At 62.3% G+C, this 22,233-nt stretch carries 22 protein-coding genes; 7 read left to right on the top strand and 15 right to left on the bottom strand.

The window, feature by feature from the left end:
- Positions 1 to 9 precede the first annotated feature (9 nt).
- The 5 genes from ACQZ2L_RS03680 to ACQZ2L_RS03660 are packed head-to-tail and all read right to left on the bottom strand — an operon-like array spanning position 10 to position 3,888.
- Positions 10 to 642 (bottom strand): SCO family protein, encoded by a 633-nt coding sequence (locus ACQZ2L_RS03680; RefSeq protein ID WP_430324694.1) that lies wholly within the window; start codon positions 640 to 642, stop codon positions 10 to 12.
- Entirely contained in the window at positions 639 to 1,535 is an 897-nt protein-coding gene (gene cyoE / locus ACQZ2L_RS03675; RefSeq protein ID WP_430324693.1) for a heme o synthase, read from the bottom strand. The genes ACQZ2L_RS03680 and cyoE overlap by 4 nt, the downstream gene beginning before the upstream one ends.
- Positions 1,520 to 2,587 (bottom strand): COX15/CtaA family protein, encoded by a 1,068-nt coding sequence (locus ACQZ2L_RS03670; protein WP_430324692.1) that lies wholly within the window; start codon positions 2,585 to 2,587, stop codon positions 1,520 to 1,522. The genes cyoE and ACQZ2L_RS03670 overlap by 16 nt, the downstream gene beginning before the upstream one ends.
- A gap of 10 nt (positions 2,588 to 2,597) precedes the next feature.
- Positions 2,598 to 3,182 carry a hypothetical protein gene (locus ACQZ2L_RS03665; RefSeq protein WP_430324691.1) on the bottom strand — a complete coding sequence of 195 codons (585 nt, stop codon included), beginning with the start codon at positions 3,180 to 3,182 and terminating at the stop codon, positions 2,598 to 2,600.
- A complete protein-coding gene (locus ACQZ2L_RS03660; protein ID WP_430324690.1) occupies positions 3,148 to 3,888 on the bottom strand; it encodes an SURF1 family protein in 741 nt (246 codons plus the stop codon). Before ACQZ2L_RS03660 ends, ACQZ2L_RS03665 begins: the two co-directional genes overlap by 35 nt.
- Before the next feature lie 64 nt (positions 3,889 to 3,952).
- Here ACQZ2L_RS03660 and ACQZ2L_RS03655 point away from each other — a divergent pair, with 64 nt between their 5' ends.
- On the top strand, positions 3,953 to 4,156 hold the full coding sequence (locus tag ACQZ2L_RS03655) for a twin transmembrane helix small protein (RefSeq protein ID WP_101322723.1): 204 nt from the start codon (positions 3,953 to 3,955) through the stop codon (positions 4,154 to 4,156).
- A 677-nt stretch (positions 4,157 to 4,833) separates the two neighbouring features.
- Here the strand turns inward: ACQZ2L_RS03655 and ACQZ2L_RS03650 are convergent.
- From ACQZ2L_RS03650 to coxB, 4 genes are read right to left on the bottom strand one after another with little or no spacing between them, the layout of a single operon-like run.
- Positions 4,834 to 5,721, bottom strand: coding sequence for a cytochrome c oxidase subunit 3 (locus ACQZ2L_RS03650; RefSeq protein ID WP_430324689.1), 888 nt, complete (start codon positions 5,719 to 5,721; stop codon positions 4,834 to 4,836).
- 16 nt (positions 5,722 to 5,737) lie between these two features.
- Entirely contained in the window at positions 5,738 to 6,304 is a 567-nt protein-coding gene (locus tag ACQZ2L_RS03645; RefSeq protein WP_430324688.1) for a cytochrome c oxidase assembly protein, read from the bottom strand.
- Between the two features lie 9 nt (positions 6,305 to 6,313).
- Positions 6,314 to 7,897 carry a cytochrome c oxidase subunit I gene (ctaD, locus tag ACQZ2L_RS03640; RefSeq protein ID WP_430324686.1) on the bottom strand — a complete coding sequence of 528 codons (1,584 nt, stop codon included), beginning with the start codon at positions 7,895 to 7,897 and terminating at the stop codon, positions 6,314 to 6,316.
- A gap of 43 nt (positions 7,898 to 7,940) precedes the next feature.
- On the bottom strand, positions 7,941 to 9,068 hold the full coding sequence (coxB, locus tag ACQZ2L_RS03635) for a cytochrome c oxidase subunit II (protein WP_430324685.1): 1,128 nt from the start codon (positions 9,066 to 9,068) through the stop codon (positions 7,941 to 7,943).
- A 387-nt stretch (positions 9,069 to 9,455) separates the two neighbouring features.
- On the opposite strand from coxB, the gene ACQZ2L_RS03630 reads away from it, so the two are divergent.
- From ACQZ2L_RS03630 to ACQZ2L_RS03615, 4 genes are all read left to right on the top strand, one after another.
- A complete protein-coding gene (locus ACQZ2L_RS03630; RefSeq protein ID WP_430324684.1) occupies positions 9,456 to 10,109 on the top strand; it encodes a hypothetical protein in 654 nt (217 codons plus the stop codon).
- 115 nt (positions 10,110 to 10,224) lie between these two features.
- A complete protein-coding gene (locus ACQZ2L_RS03625) occupies positions 10,225 to 11,571 on the top strand; it encodes a CHASE2 domain-containing protein (protein WP_430324683.1) in 1,347 nt (448 codons plus the stop codon).
- 29 nt (positions 11,572 to 11,600) lie between these two features.
- A complete protein-coding gene (locus ACQZ2L_RS03620; protein WP_430324682.1) occupies positions 11,601 to 11,960 on the top strand; it encodes a hypothetical protein in 360 nt (119 codons plus the stop codon).
- Positions 11,957 to 13,549 (top strand): M48 family metalloprotease, encoded by a 1,593-nt coding sequence (locus ACQZ2L_RS03615; protein WP_430324681.1) that lies wholly within the window; start codon positions 11,957 to 11,959, stop codon positions 13,547 to 13,549. Before ACQZ2L_RS03620 ends, ACQZ2L_RS03615 begins: the two co-directional genes overlap by 4 nt.
- Before the next feature lie 9 nt (positions 13,550 to 13,558).
- Here the strand turns inward: ACQZ2L_RS03615 and ACQZ2L_RS03610 are convergent, their stop codons facing one another.
- The 5 genes from ACQZ2L_RS03610 to prlC all read right to left on the bottom strand — a co-directional run bounded on the left by ACQZ2L_RS03610 (position 13,559) and on the right by prlC (position 19,782).
- Entirely contained in the window at positions 13,559 to 15,085 is a 1,527-nt protein-coding gene (locus ACQZ2L_RS03610) for a SulP family inorganic anion transporter (protein WP_430324679.1), read from the bottom strand.
- A 193-nt stretch (positions 15,086 to 15,278) separates the two neighbouring features.
- Positions 15,279 to 16,001, bottom strand: a complete 723-nt coding sequence (locus ACQZ2L_RS03605; RefSeq protein WP_101322730.1) for a carbonic anhydrase — start codon at positions 15,999 to 16,001, stop codon at positions 15,279 to 15,281.
- Between the two features lie 284 nt (positions 16,002 to 16,285).
- Positions 16,286 to 17,341, bottom strand: a complete 1,056-nt coding sequence (locus ACQZ2L_RS03600) for a PA0069 family radical SAM protein (protein WP_375140261.1) — start codon at positions 17,339 to 17,341, stop codon at positions 16,286 to 16,288.
- Positions 17,342 to 17,416: 75 nt separating this feature from the next.
- Positions 17,417 to 17,698 (bottom strand): YheV family putative zinc ribbon protein, encoded by a 282-nt coding sequence (locus ACQZ2L_RS03595; RefSeq protein ID WP_314875382.1) that lies wholly within the window; start codon positions 17,696 to 17,698, stop codon positions 17,417 to 17,419.
- Entirely contained in the window at positions 17,695 to 19,782 is a 2,088-nt protein-coding gene (gene prlC / locus ACQZ2L_RS03590) for an oligopeptidase A (protein ID WP_430324678.1), read from the bottom strand. Before prlC ends, ACQZ2L_RS03595 begins: the two co-directional genes overlap by 4 nt.
- A 66-nt stretch (positions 19,783 to 19,848) precedes the next feature.
- Here prlC and ACQZ2L_RS03585 point away from each other — a divergent pair, with 66 nt between their 5' ends.
- Together ACQZ2L_RS03585 and ACQZ2L_RS03580 are read left to right on the top strand one after the other, a co-directional pair.
- Entirely contained in the window at positions 19,849 to 20,397 is a 549-nt protein-coding gene (locus ACQZ2L_RS03585) for a gamma carbonic anhydrase family protein (RefSeq protein WP_101322735.1), read from the top strand.
- Positions 20,398 to 20,435: 38 nt separating this feature from the next.
- Positions 20,436 to 21,086: an HAD family hydrolase gene (locus ACQZ2L_RS03580; protein WP_430324677.1), complete on the top strand. Its 651-nt coding sequence runs from the start codon at positions 20,436 to 20,438 to the stop codon at positions 21,084 to 21,086.
- On the opposite strand, the gene ACQZ2L_RS03575 is transcribed toward ACQZ2L_RS03580, so the two are convergent.
- Positions 21,076 to 22,185, bottom strand: coding sequence for an aminopeptidase (locus tag ACQZ2L_RS03575; RefSeq protein ID WP_430324676.1), 1,110 nt, complete (start codon positions 22,183 to 22,185; stop codon positions 21,076 to 21,078). The two genes, ACQZ2L_RS03580 and ACQZ2L_RS03575, sit on opposite strands and share 11 nt — an antisense overlap.
- Positions 22,186 to 22,233: the final 48 nt, after the last annotated feature.

The following is a 22,233-nucleotide window of genomic DNA, read 5'->3' as shown; positions in this document are numbered from 1 at the left end:
GCGGCCAACTCAGTCGCGCTTGACCAGCCCCGGCAGTTGCGCCGCCAGCTTCTGGTTGTTGAACGGCGCGCGGATAAAGCCACGCTGGCGCCCATCAGGCCCGACCACAGCCAGGTTGCCGCTGTGATCGACGGTGTAGCCAGGCTTGCTAGTGTCAGCTGGGATAAACGGAATGCTCAAGGCATTGGCCAGCTTCTGGGTGTCCTCGATCGAGCCGGCCAGGCCGACGAAATCCTTGTCGAAGTAGCCCAGGTACTGCTTCAGCTGGGTGGCGGTGTCGCGGTGCGGATCGACGCTGACCAGCACCACCTGCAAGCGCTCCAGGGCTTCCTTGGGCAGCTCGCTCTTGACCTGGCGCAGCTGCGCCAGGGTGGTCGGGCAGATGTCCGGGCAGTAGGTGTAACCGAAGAACAGCAACGACCATTTGCCCTTGAGCTGATCGAGCTCGACCGCCTGGCCGTTCTGGTCGGTCATGCTCACCGCTGGCACGGTGCGACTCTGCGGAAGCAGGATGATGCCGGCATCGATCAGTTCGGCTGGGTTGGCCTCGCTGCGGCCATTGAGCACCTTGTTGACGGTCAGGCCGAGGATCAAGGCAACCACGGCAACGAGAATGAAGACGGTTTTCTGGGTTCGGGTCATAGATTCAGTAACAAGTAGTGGTCAACGAGCAGGGCGATGAACAGGGCGAACAGGTACCCGATAGAGTACTTGAAGGTCTTGATCGCCGCGTGCGGCCGGGTGCCACGGTACAGCACCCAGGCCCAGCGGACAAAACCCAGGCCCAGCAGCAGCGCACAGGCCAGATACAGCAAGCCGCTCATGTGGATGGCGAACGGCAGCAAGCTCGCCGCCAGCAGCACCCAGGTATACAGCAGGATATGCAGCTTGGTGTAGGCCTCGCCATGGGTCACCGGCAGCATCGGGATCGCGGCCTTGGCGTATTCCTCCTTGCGGTGGATGGCCAGCGCCCAGAAGTGCGGCGGGGTCCAGGCGAAGATGATCAGCACCAGCAGCAACGGCTCGGCGCTGATCTGCCCGGTCACTGCAACCCAACCCAGTAACGGCGGCGCGGCTCCGGCCAGGCCACCGATCACGATATTCTGCGGTGTCGCACGCTTGAGAAAGCCGGTGTAGAGCACCGCATAGCCGAGCAGTGAGGCCAGAGTCAGCCAGGCCGTCAGGGCGTTGGTGAACACCAGCAGCACGCTCATACCGAGCACCGCCAGCAGCAAGGCAAAGGCCAGCGCCGACGCGGGCGCGATTCTGCCATCGGCCAACGGCCGCTTGTGCGTGCGCGCCATCAGCCCGTCGATACGCCGATCGACCACATGGTTGACAGCTGCCGCCGCTCCCGCGCACAGGCCGATGCCCAGATTGCCGAACAGCAACACCGCCCACGGCACGCCCGCACGGGTCGCGAGAAACATGCCGACCAGCGAGGTGATCAGCATCAACAGCACCACCTTGGGCTTGGTCAGCTCGACATAATCGCGCCAGCTGGCCTGCTGCCGCGTGCTCAGAACCGTCGCCATGCGTCGCTCCTCATTGGTACATGTGCCCCGGCCACGCGGGTCAAGCGCCAGCCGTGGCCGACGCGGACCTTGTCGACCACGCGAATGCGGTAATTCACCAACACCATGCACAGCAGCAGCGCGGCGCCACCGGCGTTGTGCGCCACCGCGACCGCCAGCGGCAGGTGCAGCAGAACATTGCTGATGCCCAGGCTGATCTGCACCGCCAGCGCCAGCACGACCAGCCCGGCCAGTGCGTGCAAACCGTTGCGGTAGAGCTTGTGGCTGAGCAGCAACAGCACGGCCGTGACCAGCAACGCGCCTAACCGATGGCTGATATGAATCGCCGTGCGCGCGTCACTGTCGAGCTGGCCACCGAGGTAATTGGGGCCAACGTGTTGGGTCAGGTGAAAGCCATTGCTGAAGTCAGCCGCAGGCCACCACTGGCCATGGCAAGTCGGCAGGTCGATGCAGGCGACGGCGGCATAGTTGGCACTGACCCAACCGCCCAACGCGATCTGGCCAATCACGGTCAGCAGCCCCAGCGCAGCGACTCGACGCAGGCTCAACGGCAGCTTGGGCAATGGCGCAGAGGTCCGGGATAGACGCAGTGACAGCAGTAACAGCAGGCTCAACGTGGTGAAGCCACCGAGCAGGTGCGCAGTGACCACCTGCGGCCACAACTTCAAGGTCACCGTCCACATACCGAAAGCCGCTTGCGCCAGCACCACTGCCAGCAACAGCAGTGGCAGACGGTAGGGCTGACCGTCGCGGGCGTGCCGGCGCAACGCCTGCAATGCCAGCCAGGCGATCACCAGCGCCAAGCCACCGGCAAAGTAGCGGTGGACCATCTCGGCCCAGCCCTTGGCTGCTTCAACCGGATGTTCGGGGAAGTGCAGCTCGGCATGAGCCAGCTGCGCGTCGCTTTTCGGCACGCTGATAAAGCCGTAGCAACCGGGCCAGTCCGGGCAGCCAAGGCCGGCATGGGTCAGCCGGGTGTAGGCGCCCAGCAGTACCACCACCAGCGCCAGCAGGGTTGCGAACACAGCGAGGCGATAGCCGGGTCTGGCCATGGCAGAGCTCCTATCCGATGTTGGACAGCTTGAGCAGATGACGCAGGTCGTCGAGCACGTGCTTGCCCTTGACCGTGGCGTCGTAGCGCAACACCAGGTTGCCGTGCGGGTCGACGATCCACAGTTGTGGCCCCGGCTCGCTGACGTGCTCGCCGTAGCGCTGCAGGTCCAGCGGATAATGCTGCAACTGCGGGTACTCGCGGGTGAGCCGCTGCTGGTAATCGCTGCTCAGTGGCTGCGCAGCCGCCAGCGCATGGCTGGCGCGGCTGGCATCGCGGCCCAGGCCGATCTGGATCTGCCGCGCCAGGTACACAAGGTTCTGGCAGGGCTGATCACACGCCGCCGGGGCGCTGACCAGCAGTTGCCAGCGCTGCTCCTGCGCCTGGACACCAATGTCGGCCCGGCTCAGGCCGTTGCCGATCATTGCACCGTGATAACTGCGGCCATCCGGCACCCAGAACTTGAACTTGTACATGCTGGTGGCAAGGATCATCGGGCCAAGGGTGACCAGCAAGATCAGCAACAGCTGCCAGCGCCCGCGGCTGCGGGGCTTGCGGCCTTCAGGCACGTCCAGTGGACTCGTGGCGGCGCTCATGGTGATGCTCCTTGTTGTTATGCCAGCCGAAGTACAGGTAAAGCAGTACCAGCGCAGCCGCCAGGGCGAACCACTGCACGGCGTAGCCCAGGTGCTTTTCCGGACCCATGGCGACTATCGGCCAGTCCAGCCGGTAGCTGGCTGGCCCGCCGAGCAGGCGCAGTTCGTGGGCGTAACCTTCGCGGCCCAACTGCTGCCAGAGCGGGGCGGGGTCGACGGCAGTGAGCAGGTGCGGCCACTGCCCGCCGACCGGGTCCGGGTGCAGTTGGAAGGCCGCGCCAGGGGCGATATAGACCGACGCCTGCAGCGCCAGCGTTTGCGAAGGGGTATCGAAGCGCACCGGCACACGCCGATCGGGCCAGGGCAGCCAGCCGCGATTGATCAGCAGCCAGTGGCCGCTGGCCTGATCGAGAAACGGTTGCAGCAGCTCGACGCCGACCTGGCCGTCGCGCAAGCGGTTGTCCAGCAGCAGGCTGTGATTGGCGTCAAAGTGGCCAAACAGCTGCACCCGATGAAAGGCCGGATCTGCCAGCGCCTGCAGCTCGGCCAGTGCCAGCGGCGCTTCGACCTGGCGCTCGGCATAGGTCGCCAGCAGTTCGCGCTTCTGCTCGGCGCGGCTCAGTTGCCAGCAGCCCAGCGCGATCAACCCCGGCAGCAGTGCAAGCACCACCAGAGTCGGCACCAGCCCGGGGCGAAACGGCTTCACCTTGGGCCACGCTGTGCGAACGCTATACTTGCCTGCATCACCAAGCCCCCCGGGGAGTGCCGCCATGCTCAAGGCCGCCATTGTTTTGCTGTTGTTGGCCACTGTTGCCAGCCTGTTCAGTGGCCTGGTGTTTCTGGTCAAGGACGATCAAGACTCGACCCGCCTGCTCAAAGCCCTGACCGTGCGCGTCAGCCTCGCCGCGCTGACCATCGGCCTGATTGCCTGGGGCTTCATGAGCGGGCAACTGGTCTCCCACGCACCTTTTTAAGATCACCCACGCCCCCCCTGTAGGAGCGGCCTTGTGTCGCGAAAGGGTCGCGGAGCGGCCCCTCTACAAGACACCGCGTTCCTTCAGGCAAACCGTGTCGATTGACACAGGGGCCGCTTTGCGGCCCTATCGCGACACAAGGCCGCTCCTACCCAGGGCCGCGCAGGCCGTTACAGCACATAAACAAAGACAACCAACCCAAACCACATCGACAAAATGCCAATACCAACTGGTTTCCCACGCACCTTTTCAAGATCACCCACGCCCCCCCTGTAGGAGCGGCCTTGTGTCGCGAAAGGGTCGCGGAGCGGCCCCTCTACAAGACACCGCGTTCCTTCAGGCAAACCGTGTCGGCTGATACAGGGGCCGCTTTGCGGCCCAATCGCGACACAAGGCCGCTCCTACCCAGGGCCGCGCAGGCCGTTACAGCACATAAGCAAAGACAACCAACCCAAACCACATCGACAAAATGCCAATACCAACTGGTCTCCCACGCACCTTTTTGAGATCACCCACGCGCCCCCTGTAGGAGCGGCCTTGTGTCGCGAAAGGGTCGCGGAGCGGCCCCCTCTACAAGACACCGCGTTCCTTCAGGCAAACCGTGTCGACTGACACAGGGGCCGCTTTGCGGCCCAATCGCGACACAAGGCCGCTCCTACCCAGGGCCGCGCAGGCCGTTACAGCACATATACAAAGACAAACAACCCAACCCAAACCACGTCGACAAAATGCCAATACCAACTGGCCGCCTCGAAACCGAAATGCTGGTTGGCATCAAAATGCCCGCGCAGCACGCGCACGAACATCACGATCAAAATCACCGTCCCCAACGTCACGTGCGCACCATGGAACCCGGTCAGCATGAAGAACGTCGCGCCATAGATCCCCGAGCCCAATGTCAGCCCCAGATGCACATAGGCTTCGTAATATTCGTAGGCCTGCAACGCCAGAAACGACAGCCCCAGCAGAATGGTCAGTCCCAGCCACAGCTTGAGCGCCCCGCGATGGCCCTTGCGTAACGCGTGGTGGGCGATGGTGATGGTCACACTCGAGCTGATCAGCAAAATGGTGTTGATCAACGGCAGGTGCCACGGGTCGATGACATCCTTGGGCGGCGGAAACAGCTTCGGGTCCGGCGTGTGCAACAGCGGCCAGGCAAACTCGAAGTTCGGCCACAGCATATGCGCCACCCCCTTCGCGCCATCCCCACCCAACCACGGCCCGGCCAGCACGCGCACATAGAACAGCGCGCCAAAGAAGGCCAGAAAGAACATCACCTCGGAGAAGATGAACCAGCCCATGCCCCAGCGGAACGAGCGATTCATCTGTGCGCTGTATAGCCCCGCCTTGTTCTCCCTGATCACCGCACCAAACCAGCCGAACAGCATGTAGGCCAGGCACAGCGCACCGAAGAAGAAAATCAGCGGCCCGTGCGAATCCGGGTGGCCGGCTTTCAGATCATTGAACCAGGTGCCCAGGCCGAACACCGTGACGAACATGCCGATGGTGGCGATGATCGGCCATTTGCTCTGCGCCGGGACGTAGTAGTGATCGTGGTGTGCCATTGCTGTTCTCCTTCCCTCAGCGGGCGCGCTGGACGCCCTCGGTGCTCAACTGGGCAACCGGCGGGTGGCGAGCGGTGATGTCGAACAAGGTGTAGGCCAGAGTTAGGTGCTTGACGTTGCCCGGCAGGTCGCGGTCGACGATGAACCGCACGGGCATCTCGATGCGCTCACCCGGCTGCAGCACCTGCTGGGTAAAGCAGAAGCATTCGGTCTTGTGGAAATACGCCGCCGCCTCGGCCGGAGTGATGCTCGGTACTGCCTGAGCGCTCATCGGCTTGTCGGTCGGGTTGTGCGCGACAAAGATCATCTGGTTGACCGCGCCCGGGTTGACCTCGACCTGGTCGGCACGCGAGTAGAAGTCCCAGCTCATGTCGCCGGCATTGGTCGACATGAACTGCACCCGCACCGTGCGCGAAGGGTCGCTGACCTGGCTGCCTTCATATTGCCCGCCGGTCTTGCCATTGATGCCGAACGCCTTGCACATCACGTCGTACAGCGGCACCAGGGCAAAGCCGAAGGCAAACATCACCACCGTCAGCAGCAACAGGCGGCGCACCAGGCTTTTGAGTGGCGTGCTGGTCATGGCAGGGTCCTATTTCACTTCCGGCGGTGTCTGGAAGGTGTGGTACGGCGCCGGTGACGGCACCGACCATTCCAGCCCTTCGGCGCCATCCCACGGTTTGGCCGGCGCTGGCGGGCCACCGCGGATGGTCTTGATGACGATGAACAGGAAGAAGATCTGCGTAGCGCCAAACAGGAAGGCACCAATCGACGAGACCATGTTGAAGTCGGCGAACTGCAGGTTGTAGTCGGGGATGCGCCGGGGCATGCCGGCCAGGCCAACGAAGTGCATCGGGAAGAACGCCAGGTTCATGCCGATGAACGACAACCAGAAATGCAGCTTGCCGAGGGTTTCGTCGTACATGTGGCCAGTCCATTTCGGCAGCCAGTAGTAGGCCGACGCGAAGATGCCAAAGATCGCCCCAGGCACCAGCACGTAGTGGAAGTGCGCCACCACGAAATAGGTGTCGTGGTACTGGAAGTCCGCCGGGGCAATCGCCAGCATCAAGCCGGAGAAGCCGCCAATGGTGAACAGGATGACGAAGGCGATGGCGAACAGCATCGGCGTCTCGAAGGTCAGCGAGCCTTCCCACATGGTGCTGACCCAGTTGAACACCTTGACCCCGGTCGGCACCGCAATCAGCATCGTCGCGTACATGAAGAACAGTTCGCCCACCACCGGGATGCCGACCACGAACATGTGGTGGGCCCAGACGATGAACGACAGAAACGCGATCGCCCCGGTGGCGTAGACCATCGAGGTGTAGCCAAACAGCGGCTTGCGCGAAAACGCCGGGATGATTGAGCTGACCGCGCCGAACGCCGGCAGGATCATGATGTACACCTCGGGGTGGCCGAAGAACCAGAACACATGCTGGAACAACACCGGATCACCACCGCCGGCCGCGCTGAAGAAGCTGGTGCCGAAGTGAATATCCATCAGCATCATCGTCACCACCCCGGCCAGCACCGGCATCACGGCGATCAGCAGGAAGGCGGTGATCAACCAGGTCCAGACGAACAGCGGCATTTTCATCAAGGTCATGCCCGGTGCGCGCAGGTTGAGGATGGTCGCGATCACGTTGATCGCGCCCATGATCGAGCTGACGCCCATCAGGTGGATGGCAAAGATGAAGAAGGTCACGCTGGCCGGCGCATAGGTGGTGGATAGCGGCGCGTAGAAGGTCCAGCCGAAGTTGGGCCCGCCACCGGCGCTGAACAGGGTCGATACCAGCAGCAGAAACGCCGCCGGCAGCAGCCAGAAACTGAAGTTGTTCATCCGCGGCAGGGCCATGTCCGGCGCGCCGATCATCAACGGGATCATCCAGTTGGCCAGGCCCACAAACGCCGGCATCACCGCGCCGAACACCATGATCAGGCCGTGCATGGTGGTCATCTGGTTGAAGAACGCCGGTTCGACGATCTGCAGCCCCGGCTGGAACAGCTCGGCGCGAATGACCATGGCGAACGAGCCGCCGAGCAGGAACATGCAGAAGCTGAACCACAGGTACATCGTGCCGATGTCCTTGTGGTTGGTGGTCAACACCCAGCGCATCAAGCCCTTGGCCGGGCCGTGGGCATGGTCGTGGCCATGCTCGTCGATCACTGCACTCATGTCCTGTCTCCTGCCAGCCACTGGCTGCGGCGCAATTTACGGCTCATTTGGCTTCTGCCTGCTTGAGCGCGAGCACGTCTTTGGGCGTGACCATGTCGCCTTTGTTGTTGCCCCAGGCGTTGCGCTCATAGGTGACCACGGCAGCGATATCGACTTCCGAGAGCTGTTTGCCAAACGCGGCCATGGCCGTGCCGGGCTTGCCGTGGAAGACAATGCCCAAGTGGCCTTCAATCGGCCCGGTAGCGATTTTCGAGCCCTTGAGTGCCGGGAACATCGGCGGCAGGCCCTGGCCCTCGGCCTGGTGACAGGCAACGCAGGTGGTGTGATAGACCTTGTCGCCACGCTCGACCAGCTCTTGCAGGGTCCATTCCTTGCTGGTCAGCTCTTTCATCTGAGCCGCCTCAGCCTTGCGCTCGCCCAGCCAGGTGTCGTAATCGGCCTGCGACTTGACCTCGACCACCACCGGCATGAAGCCGTGGTCCTTGCCGCACAGCTCGGTGCACTGGCCACGGTAGATGCCGGGTTTCTCGACCCGGGTCCAGGCTTCGTTGACGAAGCCTGGGATGGCGTCACGCTTGACCGCAAAGGCCGGTACCCACCAGGAGTGGATGACGTCGGCCGCCGTGACCAGAAAACGCACCTTGGCGCCGACCGGGATCACCAGCGGCTGGTCGACCTCGAGCAGGTAATGCTCGTCCTTGGGCGCCTTGTTGTTGATCTGATCGGCGGGGGTGGCGAGGTTGCTGAAGAACTCGACATCCTGGCCCAGGTATTTGTAATGCCACTTCCACTGGTAGCCGGTGACCTGTATATCGATATCCGATTCACTGGCGTCGTAGATTTCGATCAGGGTCTTGGTGGCAGGGATGGCCATGACGATGAGGATCAGCAGCGGCACCACGGTCCACATGATCTCGACCCAGGTGTGCTCGTGGAAGTGCGCGGCCTGCTGGCCGGTGGAGCGGCGGTGGATCACCATCGACCAGAACATCGCGCCAAACACCACGATGCCGATAACGACGCAGATCCAGAAGATGATCATGTGCAGGTCGAACACTGCGTGGGAGACTTCGGTAGCCCCGGGCGCCATGTTGACGGTCCATGCGCCATGCGCCTGACCGATAACCGACCACAACAGAAGGCCCATCCAGACATGTGGATGTCGCATCATTGCGGGTTCCCCTTATCATTCTTGTAATCCCGGAGGCATAGACCTTGGGCAAGGGGGGGCGGCGGTCAAGACTGCCTGCTTCGACGACCGAGCTCCTCTGCAAACTGCAGGTGGGCCTCATCAACCAATCACGTTCAACCCGAGTATAGACAGCGCTCTAGGCCACGCAACGCGGCCCATGAAAACATCGTCACAAAACCTGCGAAACCCAGCAAACCCGCGCCGCTGCTGGCTCATGGCATAATAGTGGCATCGCTATATTCTTGAGCTCGCACACGTTTGCACTGCTTATAACAAATGCGTCTTAGGCATCCGGTATACCGAGCTAACTTAGAGTCTTCCGTAAGTACTGTCTTCCGTTTGTCACCCAATGTCCCTGGAGTTGTCATGAACATCGCCGCTGTACGCGAGCAGATTAAACAAGCCCATCAACATGAGAGCCAGAGCGGCCAATTGAAACAGCGCCTCGAAGCGCAACTGCCTCACCTGCATCCGTCCATCCAACTCCCTGAGAAAGATGCTCAGGGCACCCTGGCGCGCTTTGTTGGCGCCTATATCGATGAGGTTCCAGAGCTGCTCGAAGCTGCCCATGCGGTCGCGCTCGAAGCTGGCATCGAGTCGCAGATCAAACCGGTATTGAAGATCGCCGAAGCCTATTTCATGCAACCGCCCAGCGTTATGCAAGGGCATGTCGGCCTCGATTGCCTGCTCGATGAAGCCTACCTCGCCCATCGTCTGGTCGAAGAGGTCAACGATCTGTACATCAAGCACTTCGGGCAGCCGCTGATTCCGGCGGACACCACCGTGGCCAACCTGATCGCCCATCAACTGATCGGCGAAGAGTTTGCCAACCAACTGGATGAAGTGATCCATCACTCGGTCGACGAGATGCTCGACGACGACAGCTTCGCCCTGGAATCGGTCGAAGCCTACCGCGCCACGCTGAGCAGTCCGGCGACCGGTGAAGCCTGGAAACGCTGGCCGTGCCTGTCGCGCCAGCTGGGTGTCGAGCTCGGTCGTGGGCAAGTCGTGAACGGATAATCCCCTTCTGAATCCGGGGCCCGGCATCACCGGCCCCGGCGCTGGACGTCGATAGCACTTTCAGACTGGCAAGCGATGATGTCAAAATGCCTTTAATTACTTATTCGAGGCATGGATGCTCACGTTTTTGCGCTTGCCCCTGCGCCAGGTTCTGTTCGGCCTCGTCGTGATCCTGATCGCGCTGCTGGATCCTTTTGGCCTGGCCACATCCACCGATGACGCCTCCGCAAACTGGCTGAACCGGTTGTTGGCCACTCAGTATGCGGATGACGGCCAGCGCCAGGTTGTGGTGGTCATGATCGACGACGCCTACCTGCAGCGTAATCAGACCTACTGGCCACTACCCTATGGCGAGCAGAGCAAAGTGTTCAAGCGGCTGCTTGCCTATCAGCCGGCAGCCGTGTTCGTCGACCTGCTGTACAGCCATGACCATTCCCGGACCCTGCCTGGGCAGGCACCACGCCTGGAAAGCCAGTTGCTGGCAAACGTGTTTGCGCGCTATCAGCAGCAGGGTATCCCACTGTTTCTGGCCAACACCGGTCTGCCACGCGGCGAGCAAGGTGCAGTCAATGCCCTGCAACGCTTTACCGAGGTCAGCACGCCGGCATTGGTCACCTGGAGCGGTCACGGCGACCATTATCCATTGGCCGAACAGACCCGGCTGGGATTGATGGAAACCCCGGCGCTGAAACTATACCGCGAGTACTGCCGGCGCACGGCCTGCCCGGCGCTGCCGGTCGACGCCAGCGCGGCCTCGCAGTTGCCGGACATGGCCGTGCAATGGGGCCTGTACCGGTCCCCGGAACAGGCCAAGGTTGCCAAGGTCGGCGACTGCAACTTGCCGACCCTGAGCCAGCAACTGCTGCAGGCGGTGTTCTGGAAACTGGGCAGCAACGCGCAGTCGAACTGTGTCTACAGCCTGACCCTGTCCGCCAGCGACCTGGAAACCACCGACGCGGATGAGCAAGCGCTGCTCAAACGCCTGCTGCAAGGCAAGCTGGTACTGGTCGGTGCGAGCATCACCGGTACCGGCGACATTACCGTTTCGCCCCTGCACGGCAAGATTGCCGGGGTCTACTCGCACGCAATGGCTCTGGACAACCTGATCAACTGGGGCATGGACTACTACCGCGATACGCCAAGCCTGGCCGATTACGGCTTCACTCGTGCGGGCGGGGTTGATGTCCTGGACCTGGCCGAACTGGCCCTGCTGGCTCTCATCGCCTACCTCAGGGGCAGTCTCGATGCGCCAATACTGACTCGCTCGCTGATGCACCAGCAACGTCGCCCGCTGCTGCGCTCGCTCGCCGCGTGGGCGCTGGTGCTGCTGCTGCTTCTCGGCTTGAGCGCGGTGCTGTGGCTGAAAAACTTCACCCCGGCCAACGTTCTCGGCCTGTTACTGCTTTCACTCACATTGTTCAGCACAAGGATCCAGGCCCGCTCCGCGAGCAGTACCTGGTAAGTCGCCAATTCATCTAAAGGAACCCAGAGATGCGCAAGACTTCACTTTTCCTTCTGTCGGTGCTGTTCAGCCCGAGTCTGCTCGCCGCGCCAATGGTCGAGGCGTTTCTAGGCGAGCAAATCACCGTGTTGGACGATCAGGGCGGCATACAGCGCGAGGTTGCCAGCGCCAGCCTGGGGAAACAGCCCTTGCCGGTGCTGCAGTACAACAAGGATCTGGATCTGGTCGAGGTCGAGCTGGCTGGGCAGAAGGTCTGGCTGGACCCTCTGCAGCTGCGTATCAACCCTCCCCTGAACATGGTCAAGATGCCCTGCGAAAAATTGCCCACAACCCTTGCAAGCGATCACAAGAACAACTCGACCATGGGCTATGGTGGGTGCAGCGAATGAACCCGGTCAGCCTCAAAGGCCTCATCACTTCGGTGGCGATCATGACAACAGCCCTGTTGAGCGGCTGCCAGACCCTCAACGGCGCCAATCACGCGCTGATGAACCTGGTAGGCCCCTCTACCCAATCGCGCCTGACCGGGCCATACCTTGAGCACAGCGATGTTCGCCAGTACTACCGACTCGACCCTCAGCACGCCAGCCAGCAACGCCTGAGCTTCGATGGCCGGACTCTTCCAGCAAACGAGATCCGGCAACAGAACCTGGTGCGCATTCCCCAGCTGGAAACCTACCTGCAAGGAATCGTCAAGCGACTCGCCAAAGGCTGGCCAGGTGAGCTACCCACCCTCCAGGTGCGCATCATCGACAGCTATACGTTCGGTCCTTCAGCCGATCCTTACGGGACGATCTTCGTGCCCTTGGGCATGCTCGACAACGTCGAAAGCGAGGACGAAATCGCCGCCATGCTCGGCCACGAAATGAGCCATGTATTGCTGCGTCATCACGATCGAATGGCAGCATTCCAGAAGCAGAAAGAACTGGTCACCAACGTGGCAACCACCGTGATGGTCGCCACGGTGATCCAGAATACCGGCGTCGAACGCAGCGCCGGGACAGTGAAATTCATCAGCAAAGATCCACTGCGCGCGCAGAAAGTCATCGGCGACACCGTGCTCTACACCGCCCTGACCAACAGCTTCTCGGATAACGTCTGGAGCACTGCGTGGGGCCGCACTCAGGAAGACCAGGCCGACCTGCTGGGCACCGACCTGATGGTCCGTGCCGGCTATGCACCGCGCGCTTCGAGCGTCAGCCTGCAACGGCTGAACGATTTTCAGGGCAAGCAGAAGCCACTGCTGAGCAGCTTCCTCAAGGAGCGCCAGGACGCCCTGCAGGCCTCGGCGCAGCAATTTAACCTCAAGCAGTTCAACCAGGAGCTGCAAACGCTGGTCAACCAGGGGGTCGGCACCGCTATCACGTCCACCAGCCAGTATCTTTCACGCTCACACATGTCACCCGCCGATCGCGATGAAGAGTTGCGTCAGTACCTGCAACGAGAGTATCGCCAGCAGAGCAGAGCACGTGTGGATCGGCGGAGTTGGCCGCAGGTGCGTGACCAGATTGCTGTACGCCAGGCCCTCCAGGGCTATCGTGACGCCTATGCGGCGCTGGCAGCACTGGACCAGAAGCAGATCAAAGCCGCCTCCGCATTTATCGACCGCGCGCTGGCCTCTCCCGTCGCCAATCAACCCGGCATCCGTCGCGCCGCCCTCAGCCTGCATCTGGCCCAAGGCAACCAGCGCGCTGCCATCGCCGACCTGCAAGCGGTTGAGGATTGGTCACTGGCGGGGCCGTCGATCTACGACCTGATGATCGGCCACCATCTCAAGCGTGGTGAGGCCCAGGCGGCGCTGGCGCTTATAGACAAGGCAGAGCGCAACCTGGGTTCAGAGGAGCTGTTCATCACCGAAAAGCTCCTCGCCAACCGTCAGCTCAAGTCCGCTGACCAGGTGCAGCAAGTACTGCGCAAGTGCGAGCAATACCCCAGCCGCAAGGAAGGCTGCCGCAAGCTGGTACCCAAATCCGCCTGATCACCCATCTCAGGTAAGCGCGGCACGGCGCAAGCGCCCCTCGACTCGGCGTTTGAGCCCGCGTTGCTCAACCCGCAGGCGCGAGCCGGTCGCTCGATTGGCCCGGCCCCAGTCCTCGAGCAGTTCCAGCACCGAGTGGTCGATATAGCTCAGGTTGCCCAGCGGCACGTGCAGGGTCGTGCCCGCAGGCACCTGCTCAAGCACCTGGGTCAGGGCCGGCACCTTGAGGAAGGTGGCCGCGCCGCTCAGGCGCAACTCCATATGCCCAGGCTTGGCCAGGTCGACCAGGTTGATTTTCAGGCGCGCCGCCTTGAACGCCAGCTTCAACAGGGTCAAGGCAAAGCCCAGCAAGACCCCGGTCAGCAGGTCGGTGAAGATGATCGCCAGCGCTGTTGCGGCATAGGTGAACATCGGCATCCGGCCATACCGGCCAAGGCTGCGAAACGCCTTGAAATCAACCAGCTTGATCCCGGTATACACCAGCACCCCGGCCAGGCTCGCTACCGGAATCTGCTGCAGCACGCTGCTCAGCACAACCACAAAGCCCAGCAACCAGACGCCATGCAGGATCGCCGAAGCGCGGGTCTGCGCGCCGGCCTGGACGTTGGCCGAGCTGCGCACGATCACCCCGGTCATCGGCAGCGCACCGAGCACGCCGCAGAGCATGTTGCCGATACCTTGCGCCGACAGCTCCTTGTCGAAGTCCGAGCGCTGCCCGCTGTGCATGCGGTCTACCGCTGCAGCCGACAGCAGCGTTTCGGCACTGGCGATGAAGGCCAGGGCAAAGGCGGCTACCAGCAAGGTCGGATCGGCCAGCTTCAGCAGGTCATCCGGGCGCAGCCAGTCGATCGCTTCGGACAAGTCCGCTGGCACCACCACGCGATTGACCGGCAGCGCCAGCCACATGGCGATTGCGGTCATGCTCGCTACACCGAGCAACGCGCCCGGCACAAAGCGCAGCCGCTGCGGCCGGAAGCGCTCCCAGGCCCACATTATGGCGATGGTACCCAGACCCAGCGCGCCGGCCTGCCAGCCACTACCGGCGCTTTCCAGCGGCAACGCTGCCAGTAATGTTTCGGGGAAGGCCAGCAGGTTGTTCAGGCCCGAAGGCTGCGGCGCGGTGTCGAACATCACATGCACCTGCGACAGCACAATCAACACGCCAATCCCGGCGAGCATGCCGTACACCACCGCCGGTGCCGTGACCCGAAACCAGCAGCCCAGGCGAAAACGCCCGGCCAGTAGCTGCAGCAAGCCCGCCAACAGCAGAATCGGCCCCAGCATGGCCATGCCATGCTGGCGTACCAGCTCGAACACCAGCACCGCCAGGCCTGCCGCCGGGCCACTGACCTGCAGCGGCGAACCGGCAATGAAGCCAACCACTATGCCGCCGATAATGCCGGTAATCAGCCCCTTGGCGGGCGGCATGCCGGATGCGATGGCGATGCCCATGCAAAGGGGCAGAGCCACCAGAAACACCACCACTGAAGCCAGTAACTCTCGCGGCAGGGCCGCCTTGATCTGTGTTTTGTTCACCGTATTTCTCCTTTCTAGACACATGGCCGGTCCGCTGGCCATGGGCACAATGGGCCCCTGACAGACGCGCAGGCGCCCGCCGCCAGCGCAGATGCCGGCAACTCGGTCAGGGAAATTCAAGGCAGCCGAAGGCCGCACCGCGCCCCTCAGGGTGCGCGGTCGGCTATCAAGGTTTTGCGGGTGTCAGGGTCGCTTAGTAGCGGCCTCTCGGCGTGGCGCTAGGGATCGGCTGGCCAGCTTCCAACGGCAGGAAGCTGTCGCTGACGGCGTCATAGGCTTCGATCCGGCTGGTCTCGATGTCGTAGATCCAACCGTGGATGTGCAATTGGCCAGCGGCCAGGCGCGAAGCGACCGACGGGTGCGTGCGCAGGTGCTGCAGCTGGGCGATGACGTTTTCTTTGGTCACGACCTGCATGGTTTCGTGCTCGCTGCCGCAGGAGCAGTTGTCTTCAACCACGGTGCGGGCCACTTCGGCGTGGCGCAGCCAGGCCTTTACCGTCGGCATCTTTTCCAGCGAAGCAGGGTTGAGCACCGCACGCATGGCGCCGCAGTCGGAGTGACCACAGATGATGATGTGGTGCACACCGAGGGCCAGCACGGCGTACTCGATAGCTGTCGAAACACCACCGTTCATCTGGCCATAAGGCGGGACCACGTTACCGACGTTACGGGTCACGAACAGGTCGCCTGGCGAGCTCTGGGTGATCAGCTCGGGAACAATCCGCGAGTCGGCGCAGGTAATGAACATGGCGCGTGGGGTTTGCGCCGTGGCGAGCTTCTTGAACAGCTCTTGCTGTTCGGGAAACACATCGTGATGAAACTTCAGGAAGCCGTCGACGATATGCTTAAGGGCGGCATCGGCGCTTTCGGCCGGGACAGCAGCCGGGGCGGCTTTGGATGGGTCCTTGATGGGCATGATTCATCCTCTAGACGGTGTGGGTAAGTTCCATATTACCGGTTAAAGATTCTGGCTATGCGGGGAATTAGATGACACGCACGGGCCATGAATCACAGTCGGTGTGGACTGATTTCCTACGCTACCGGGGAAAACTTAACTGAAACTTAATTTGAAGGCTCTAGAACGGGCGTTCCAGCTTCATTTGGCGGGACTTTGATAATAGCAAAAAAACATCAGACGCCAAGTGTCATTAGTAAAAATATTGTGCAGTATTAGTTGGGTTGAAGGGTAACTGGCATGCCTCAAAACAGTGCCATCTGCCCGCCGGGTCTACAAAACGCCGAGCAGTCCAGCGTTTGCGCCTCGCGGCCGGCAAAATCCAGCCGGCGCATGGCGCGGGCGAAGCGCTGCTGCAACAATTCGGCAAACACTCCTTCACCGCGCATGCGGCTGCCGAACCGGCTGTCGTAAAGTTCGCCGCCGCGGCTCTGGCGGATCAGGCTGAGCACGTGCGCGGCGCGTTGCGGGTAATGATCCTGCAACCACTGCTCGAACAACGGCGCCACCTCCAACGGCAAACGCAACATCATGTACGCCGCACTTTGCGCGCCGGCCTCCTTGGCCGCTTCAAGCAGATGCTCCAGCTCACTGTCGTTGATCATCGGGATCATCGGCGAGCACAGCACGCCGACCGGGATCCCCGCCGCACGCATCACCCGGATCGCCCGCAGGCGCGCCTTGGGCGCTGCCGCACGCGGCTCGAGCACACGTTTAAGCTCATCATCGAGGGTGGTCAGGCTGATCATCACCCGCACCAGACGCTGCTGGGCCAGCTCGGTGAGCAAGTCGAGGTCACGCAGAATCAACGAGCCCTTGGTAACGATGGTGACCGGATGGCGAAAGCGCAGCAGCACCTCCAGCAAGCGCCGGGTCAGCAACTGCTCCCGCTCGATGGGCTGGTAAGGGTCGGTGTTGGAGCCGAGGTTGATCGGTGCACAGACATAGCCCGGCTTGCTCAGCTGTTGCTCGAGCACTTCGGCAGCGTTGGTCTTGGCGATCAGCTTGGTTTCGAAGTCCAGCCCAGGGGACAAATCCCAATAGGCATGGCTCGGGCGGGCATAGCAGTAGATACAGCCGTGCTCGCAACCTCGATAGGGGTTGATCGAACGGTCGAAGGGCAGGTCGGGGGAAGTGTTGCGGGTGATGATGGTCTTGGCGGTTTCGCTACGGATCTCGGTGCCTTGGGTGAGCGGCACCTCCTGATACCAGCCGTCATCCTCCGCCACCGATACGCTTGGCGCGAAGCGGTTGTGAGGATTGTCGGCGGTGCCACGACCGCGCACAGGAGAGACTGACATGGGCATATCCGGAGCACTGTTTTTATATACAGTACTCCGGTTACGCGACCAATGCCATGACCGCCCGGCGCTGAGTTACTCGCTGGGCTTTTTCAACTTGGGGTTAGGGAAGAACTGCACCGTCTGTACTTTGATCGGCTCAGCCTTGACCGCCTGTTGATTGACCCGCGTGCCCAGCTCCTTGGGCACCGAAAGGCCTTGTTCGTTGAGCGTATCGGTAAACCCACAGGCGACACACTCTCGGTGCGGCACGCCGTCTTCGCTCCACATGGTCAAGCGATCCGGCTCGCTGCACGCCGGGCACACCGCCCCGGCGATAAAGCGTTTTTTGGTTTTGCTCACAGGCACCTCACTCATGCCGCTGCATCCTCGCTCAAGCCGCAGTGACGCAGCAGGGCATCGATCGACGGCTCGCGGCCACGGAAGTCGACAAACAGTACCATCGGCTCACGCGAACCACCGCGGGCAAGAATCGCCTCACGGAAGGCGCGGCCGGTTTCGGCATTGAGCACGCCTTCTTCTTCGAAGCGCGAGAAGGCATCAGCCGACAGCACCTCGGCCCATTTGTAGCTGTAGTAACCGGCTGCGTAACCGCCAGCAAAGATGTGCGCGAAGCTGTTCGGGAAGCGGTTGTAGGCCGGCGGACGCATCACCGTGACTTCATCACGCACGCCTTCCAGCACCTCCAACGCGCTACGGCCGTCGCCATGGGTGGCGTGCAGCTCGAAATCGAACAGCGAGAACTCGAGCTGGCGCACCATCATCATGCCGGACTGGAAGTTCTTCGCCGCGAGCATCTTGTCGAGCAGGTCCTGCGGCAGTGGCTCGGCGCTCTCGAAGTGGCCCGAGATCAACGCCAGGCCCTCAGGCTCCCAGCACCAGTTTTCCATGAACTGGCTTGGCAGCTCTACCGCATCCCAGGCCACGCCGTTGATGCCGGAGACGCCGGCATGCTCGATGCGGGTCAGCAGGTGATGCAGGCCGTGGCCGAATTCGTGGAACAGGGTGGTGACTTCATCGTGGGTCAGCAGCGCCGGCTTGCCAGGCGCCGCCGGGGTGAAGTTGCACACCAGGTTGGCCACCGGGCTCTGCAGGCTGCCAGCCTCGGTACGGCGACGGTCGCGCGCGCCATCCATCCAGGCACCGCCACGCTTGTTGGCGCGGGCATAGAGGTCGAAGAAGAAGCGCCCGACGTGCTCGCCGTTCTCCTTGATCTCGAACAGGCGCACGTCCGGGTGCCAGCTGTCGAAGCCTTTGAGTTCGGCGATTTCGATGCCGTACAGGCGCTGGACGATGGCGAACAGGCCAGACAGCACCTTGTCGATCGGGAAGTAGGCGCGCAGGGTTTCTTGCGAAACGCTGTAGCGCTGCTCGCGCAGCTTCTCGCCGAAGTAACCGACGTCCCAGCTGGCCAGCTCAGGGCAGCCTTGCTCGGCCGCGTAGGCCTTGAGCTGGGCCAGGTCCTGGGCGGCAAACGGCTTGCTGCGCTTGGCCAGGTCCCGCAGGAAGCTCAGCACCTGGTCGCTCGATTCGGCCATCTTGGTCGCCAGGCTCAGCTCGGCGAAGTTCGGGTAACCGAGCAGCTGCGCTAGCTCCTGACGCAGGTCGAGGATCTCGTTCATGACCGGGCCGTTGTCGAACTGGCCGGCGTTTGGGCCTTGGTCCGAGGCGCGGGTGCAGTAGGCGGCGTACAGTTCTTCACGCAGGGCGCGGTCGTTGGCGTAGGTCATCACCGCGTAGTAGCTGGGGAATTCCAGGGTGATCAGCCAGCCATCGAGGCCCTTGGCCTGCGCCGCGGCAGCCATCTGCGCCTTGGCCGATTCGGTCAGGCCGGCGAGGGCGGCTTCGTCGCTGACGTGCTTGCTCCAGGCCTGGGTGGCGTCGAGCAGTTGGTTGGAGAAGCGGCTGCCCAGCTCGCTGAGCTTGCTCTGCACTTCGGCATAGCGCTGCTGTTTGTCCGCCGGCAGGTCGATACCCGACAGGCGGAAGTCACGCAGAGCGTGTTCGAGGATGGTTTTCTGAGCCACATCGAAATTGGCCGACTCGGGGCTGTTGGCCAGAGCTTCATAAGCCTGGAACAGCTCGCGGTTCTGGCCCATCTCGGTGGAGTAGGCGCTCAAGGCTGGCAGGCACGACTCATAAGCCTCGCGCAGCTCGGCGCTGTTGCACACCGCGTTGAGGTGGCTGACCGGGCTCCAGGCGGCGCCGAGGCGGTCGTTGAGTTCGTCCATCGCCAGCACCAGGCCGGCCCAGCTTGGTGTCTGGCCTTGGGTTTTGAGAATTTCGGCAATGGCTTTACGGTTATCGGCCAGGATCTGTTCGATCGCCGGCAACACGTGTTCGGCACGGATTGCCGAGAAGGGCGGCAGATCGTAGGACTGCAGAAGCGGGTTGTTCGCACTCACGGTTTGGATACCTTGGCAGGAGAAACATGGGACCATCTTAATTACAATCGACGCCGTCCGCAGCAGGCAGCCCGCCTATTGGCATTCAAGAGAGGCGCTATCATGGCCATTCGTAGCTTTCAGCAACACACTCCGATCGTTGGACCCCGGGCCTTTGTCGACCGTTCGGCGGTGGTGCTGGGCGACGTGCAGATCGGCGAGGACAGCTCGGTATGGCCGCTGACCGTGGTGCGCGGCGACATGCACCGCATCCGCATCGGCGCGCGCACCAGCGTGCAGGACGGCAGCGTGCTGCACATCACCCACGCCGGCCCGTTCAACCCGGACGGCTTCCCGCTGATCATCGGCGACGAGGTGACCATCGGTCACAAAGTCATGCTGCATGGCTGCACCCTGGGCAATCGCATCCTGGTCGGCATGGGCAGCACCATCATGGATGGCGCGGTGGTCGAGGATGAGGTGATCATCGGCGCCGGCAGCCTGGTGCCGCCGGGCAAGCGCCTGCAAAGCGGTTACCTGTATGTCGGCAGCCCGGTCAAACAAGCGCGGGCACTGACTGACAAGGAGCGGGCGTTTTTCCCGTACAGTGCCGCCAACTACGTCAAGCTCAAAGACCTGCACCTGGCCGAAGGCTACGACCGCCCGGAATGACGCCCTCGCGGCGCCCATCCGCACAACCGAGAGACTCCATGCACCAGCAGACCATTCTTTTCGACCTGGACGGCACCCTGACCGACCCGCGTCTGGGCATTACCCGTTCGATCCAGTACGCCCTGGCCAAACTGGGCATCGACGAGCCGAACCTGGCCCGCCTCGAGCACTTCATCGGCCCGCCCTTGCTGCAGGCCTTCATGCAGTTCTACGAGTTCGACGAGGCCAAGGCCTGGCAGGCGGTGAACTTCTACCGCGAGCGCTTCAAGGTCACCGGGCTGTACGAAAACAGCGTATATGCCGGCGTGCCCGAGCTGCTCGCAGCGCTCAATGAGCAAGGCCGCACGCTTTATGTAGCCACCTCGAAGCCGTGGGAATTTGCCCGCGAGATCGCCCGCCACTTCGCCTTCGATCATCACTTCAAGGTGATCTACGGCAGCGAGCTGGATGGCACCCGGACCAACAAGGTCGAGCTGATCGCCCACCTGCTCGAGCAGGAAGGCCTCGACCCGGCGCACACCCTGATGATCGGTGACCGCAAGCACGACCTGATTGGTGCGCGCAGCAACGGCGTGCAGGCCGTTGCAGTGGGCTACGGCTTCGGCAGCCGCGAAGAGCTGACGGCAGAAGCGCCAGCCTTCCATTTCGAAACGCTGGCGGAACTGCATCAGGCGTTTATCAGGGCCTGATTGGCTTCGCCGACGGCTGTGCAAGCTTACCCAGCTCAGCTTTACGCTGTGCCAGGGGCAGCTTGCCCAGCTGTTCAACCGCCTGATAGAACCGCGGCCAATCCCCGCCGACCTGTTGGAACAACGCTGCAAAGGCCGGCACCCACTGGTCATAAAGGCCGAAGGGCAACAGCTTGGCATTGCTCATTGGCGCGTAGATCCAGGCGTCATAGCGTTTGTCGCCGGCCCATTGGCTATCGCGCAGTTGCCGGTACTCATCGCGTAGACGGGCAAACTCGGCGTGCTTGGCCGCTCGCTTAGCGATATCGGACAGCGGTCCGGCGTAAAGCTGCTGCAATCGCTCTCGGCTATCGAGCACCAGCTGAATGAACTGCTCGCGTTGCCGTGAGGCGTCTTCGCCAATCGCTGCAAGGCCACGGGCGGCGCGCCATTGCCGCGTGCCTTGCTGCTCGACGAAGGTAGCAAAGGATTCGTTGAACTCGGTGTCGTCCTTCACGTAGAAGCGCTGGTGCGCCAGCTCGTGAAAGATCAGAGAAGCCAGCCGCTCGTCACCCCAGCCAAGCATCGACGACAGCAGCGGATCATCGAACCAGCCCAAGGTTGAATAGGCTTCGACGCCACCGACATACACGTCCAGCCCTTGCTGACGCATCAGCGCCGCTGCACCGCGCGCTGCGCCCTGGCGGTAGTAGCCACGATAGGCCACGCAGCCGGCAATCGGGAAGCAGTGGGTGATTGGCTGCAGCGACAGCTCGGGCGTGGCAAACACATTCCACACCACATACGGCCGGCCCAGGTCGGCATACACCCGGTAGCTGCGGTTATCCGGAAGCTTCAGCACATCGCTGGCAAACATTCGGGCCTGCTCGGCATGCTCAAGCCGCTCGCGCAATACCGGATCTGTCGCCGGGTCGCGCAGCACCTGCGCGACCGGCTGACGCGCACGCAGCAACTGCAACTGGCCCTCGGCCAGCTGGCTGTAGTAGCTCACGCTGCTGCAACCGCTCAGCAGAACGAGCGCCAGTACGGGAACCAAAGGTGAAAAAACGCGGTCGAGTGCCCCAAGGCCTGAGCGCTGACTAAAAAAATCGCAAAGCATCGCCGCTGTTCATCTCGCTCAAGGTTGTGCAAAGCCACAGACTATCTC

This window comes from Pseudomonas shirazensis, assembly GCF_050496565.1.
GTDB lineage: Bacteria > Pseudomonadota > Gammaproteobacteria > Pseudomonadales > Pseudomonadaceae > Aquipseudomonas > Aquipseudomonas shirazensis_A.
This window is presented reverse-complemented; position numbering and strand designations above follow the sequence as displayed.

Bases quoted from the DNA above. Each gene is read 5' to 3' on its own strand.
- ACQZ2L_RS03680 (WP_430324694.1), bottom strand. From the start codon at position 642: ATGACCCGAACCCAGAAAACCGTCTTCATTCTCGTTGCCGTGGTTGCC.
- cyoE (WP_430324693.1), bottom strand. From the start codon at position 1,535: ATGGCGACGGTTCTGAGCACGCGGCAGCAGGCCAGCTGGCGCGATTAT.
- ACQZ2L_RS03670 (WP_430324692.1), bottom strand. From the start codon at position 2,587: ATGGCCAGACCCGGCTATCGCCTCGCTGTGTTCGCAACCCTGCTGGCG.
- ACQZ2L_RS03665 (WP_430324691.1), bottom strand. From the start codon at position 3,182: ATGAGCGCCGCCACGAGTCCACTGGACGTGCCTGAAGGCCGCAAGCCC.
- ACQZ2L_RS03655 (WP_101322723.1), top strand. From the start codon at position 3,953: ATGCTCAAGGCCGCCATTGTTTTGCTGTTGTTGGCCACTGTTGCCAGC.
- ACQZ2L_RS03650 (WP_430324689.1), bottom strand. From the start codon at position 5,721: ATGGCACACCACGATCACTACTACGTCCCGGCGCAGAGCAAATGGCCG.
- ACQZ2L_RS03645 (WP_430324688.1), bottom strand. From the start codon at position 6,304: ATGACCAGCACGCCACTCAAAAGCCTGGTGCGCCGCCTGTTGCTGCTG.
- ctaD (WP_430324686.1), bottom strand. From the start codon at position 7,897: ATGAGTGCAGTGATCGACGAGCATGGCCACGACCATGCCCACGGCCCG.
- coxB (WP_430324685.1), bottom strand. From the start codon at position 9,068: ATGATGCGACATCCACATGTCTGGATGGGCCTTCTGTTGTGGTCGGTT.
- ACQZ2L_RS03630 (WP_430324684.1), top strand. From the start codon at position 9,456: ATGAACATCGCCGCTGTACGCGAGCAGATTAAACAAGCCCATCAACAT.
- ACQZ2L_RS03625 (WP_430324683.1), top strand. From the start codon at position 10,225: ATGCTCACGTTTTTGCGCTTGCCCCTGCGCCAGGTTCTGTTCGGCCTC.
- ACQZ2L_RS03620 (WP_430324682.1), top strand. From the start codon at position 11,601: ATGCGCAAGACTTCACTTTTCCTTCTGTCGGTGCTGTTCAGCCCGAGT.
- ACQZ2L_RS03615 (WP_430324681.1), top strand. From the start codon at position 11,957: ATGAACCCGGTCAGCCTCAAAGGCCTCATCACTTCGGTGGCGATCATG.
- ACQZ2L_RS03605 (WP_101322730.1), bottom strand. From the start codon at position 16,001: ATGCCCATCAAGGACCCATCCAAAGCCGCCCCGGCTGCTGTCCCGGCC.
- ACQZ2L_RS03600 (WP_375140261.1), bottom strand. From the start codon at position 17,341: ATGTCAGTCTCTCCTGTGCGCGGTCGTGGCACCGCCGACAATCCTCAC.
- ACQZ2L_RS03595 (WP_314875382.1), bottom strand. From the start codon at position 17,698: ATGAGTGAGGTGCCTGTGAGCAAAACCAAAAAACGCTTTATCGCCGGG.
- prlC (WP_430324678.1), bottom strand. From the start codon at position 19,782: ATGGTCCCATGTTTCTCCTGCCAAGGTATCCAAACCGTGAGTGCGAAC.
- ACQZ2L_RS03585 (WP_101322735.1), top strand. From the start codon at position 19,849: ATGGCCATTCGTAGCTTTCAGCAACACACTCCGATCGTTGGACCCCGG.
- ACQZ2L_RS03580 (WP_430324677.1), top strand. From the start codon at position 20,436: ATGCACCAGCAGACCATTCTTTTCGACCTGGACGGCACCCTGACCGAC.
- ACQZ2L_RS03575 (WP_430324676.1), bottom strand. From the start codon at position 22,185: ATGCTTTGCGATTTTTTTAGTCAGCGCTCAGGCCTTGGGGCACTCGAC.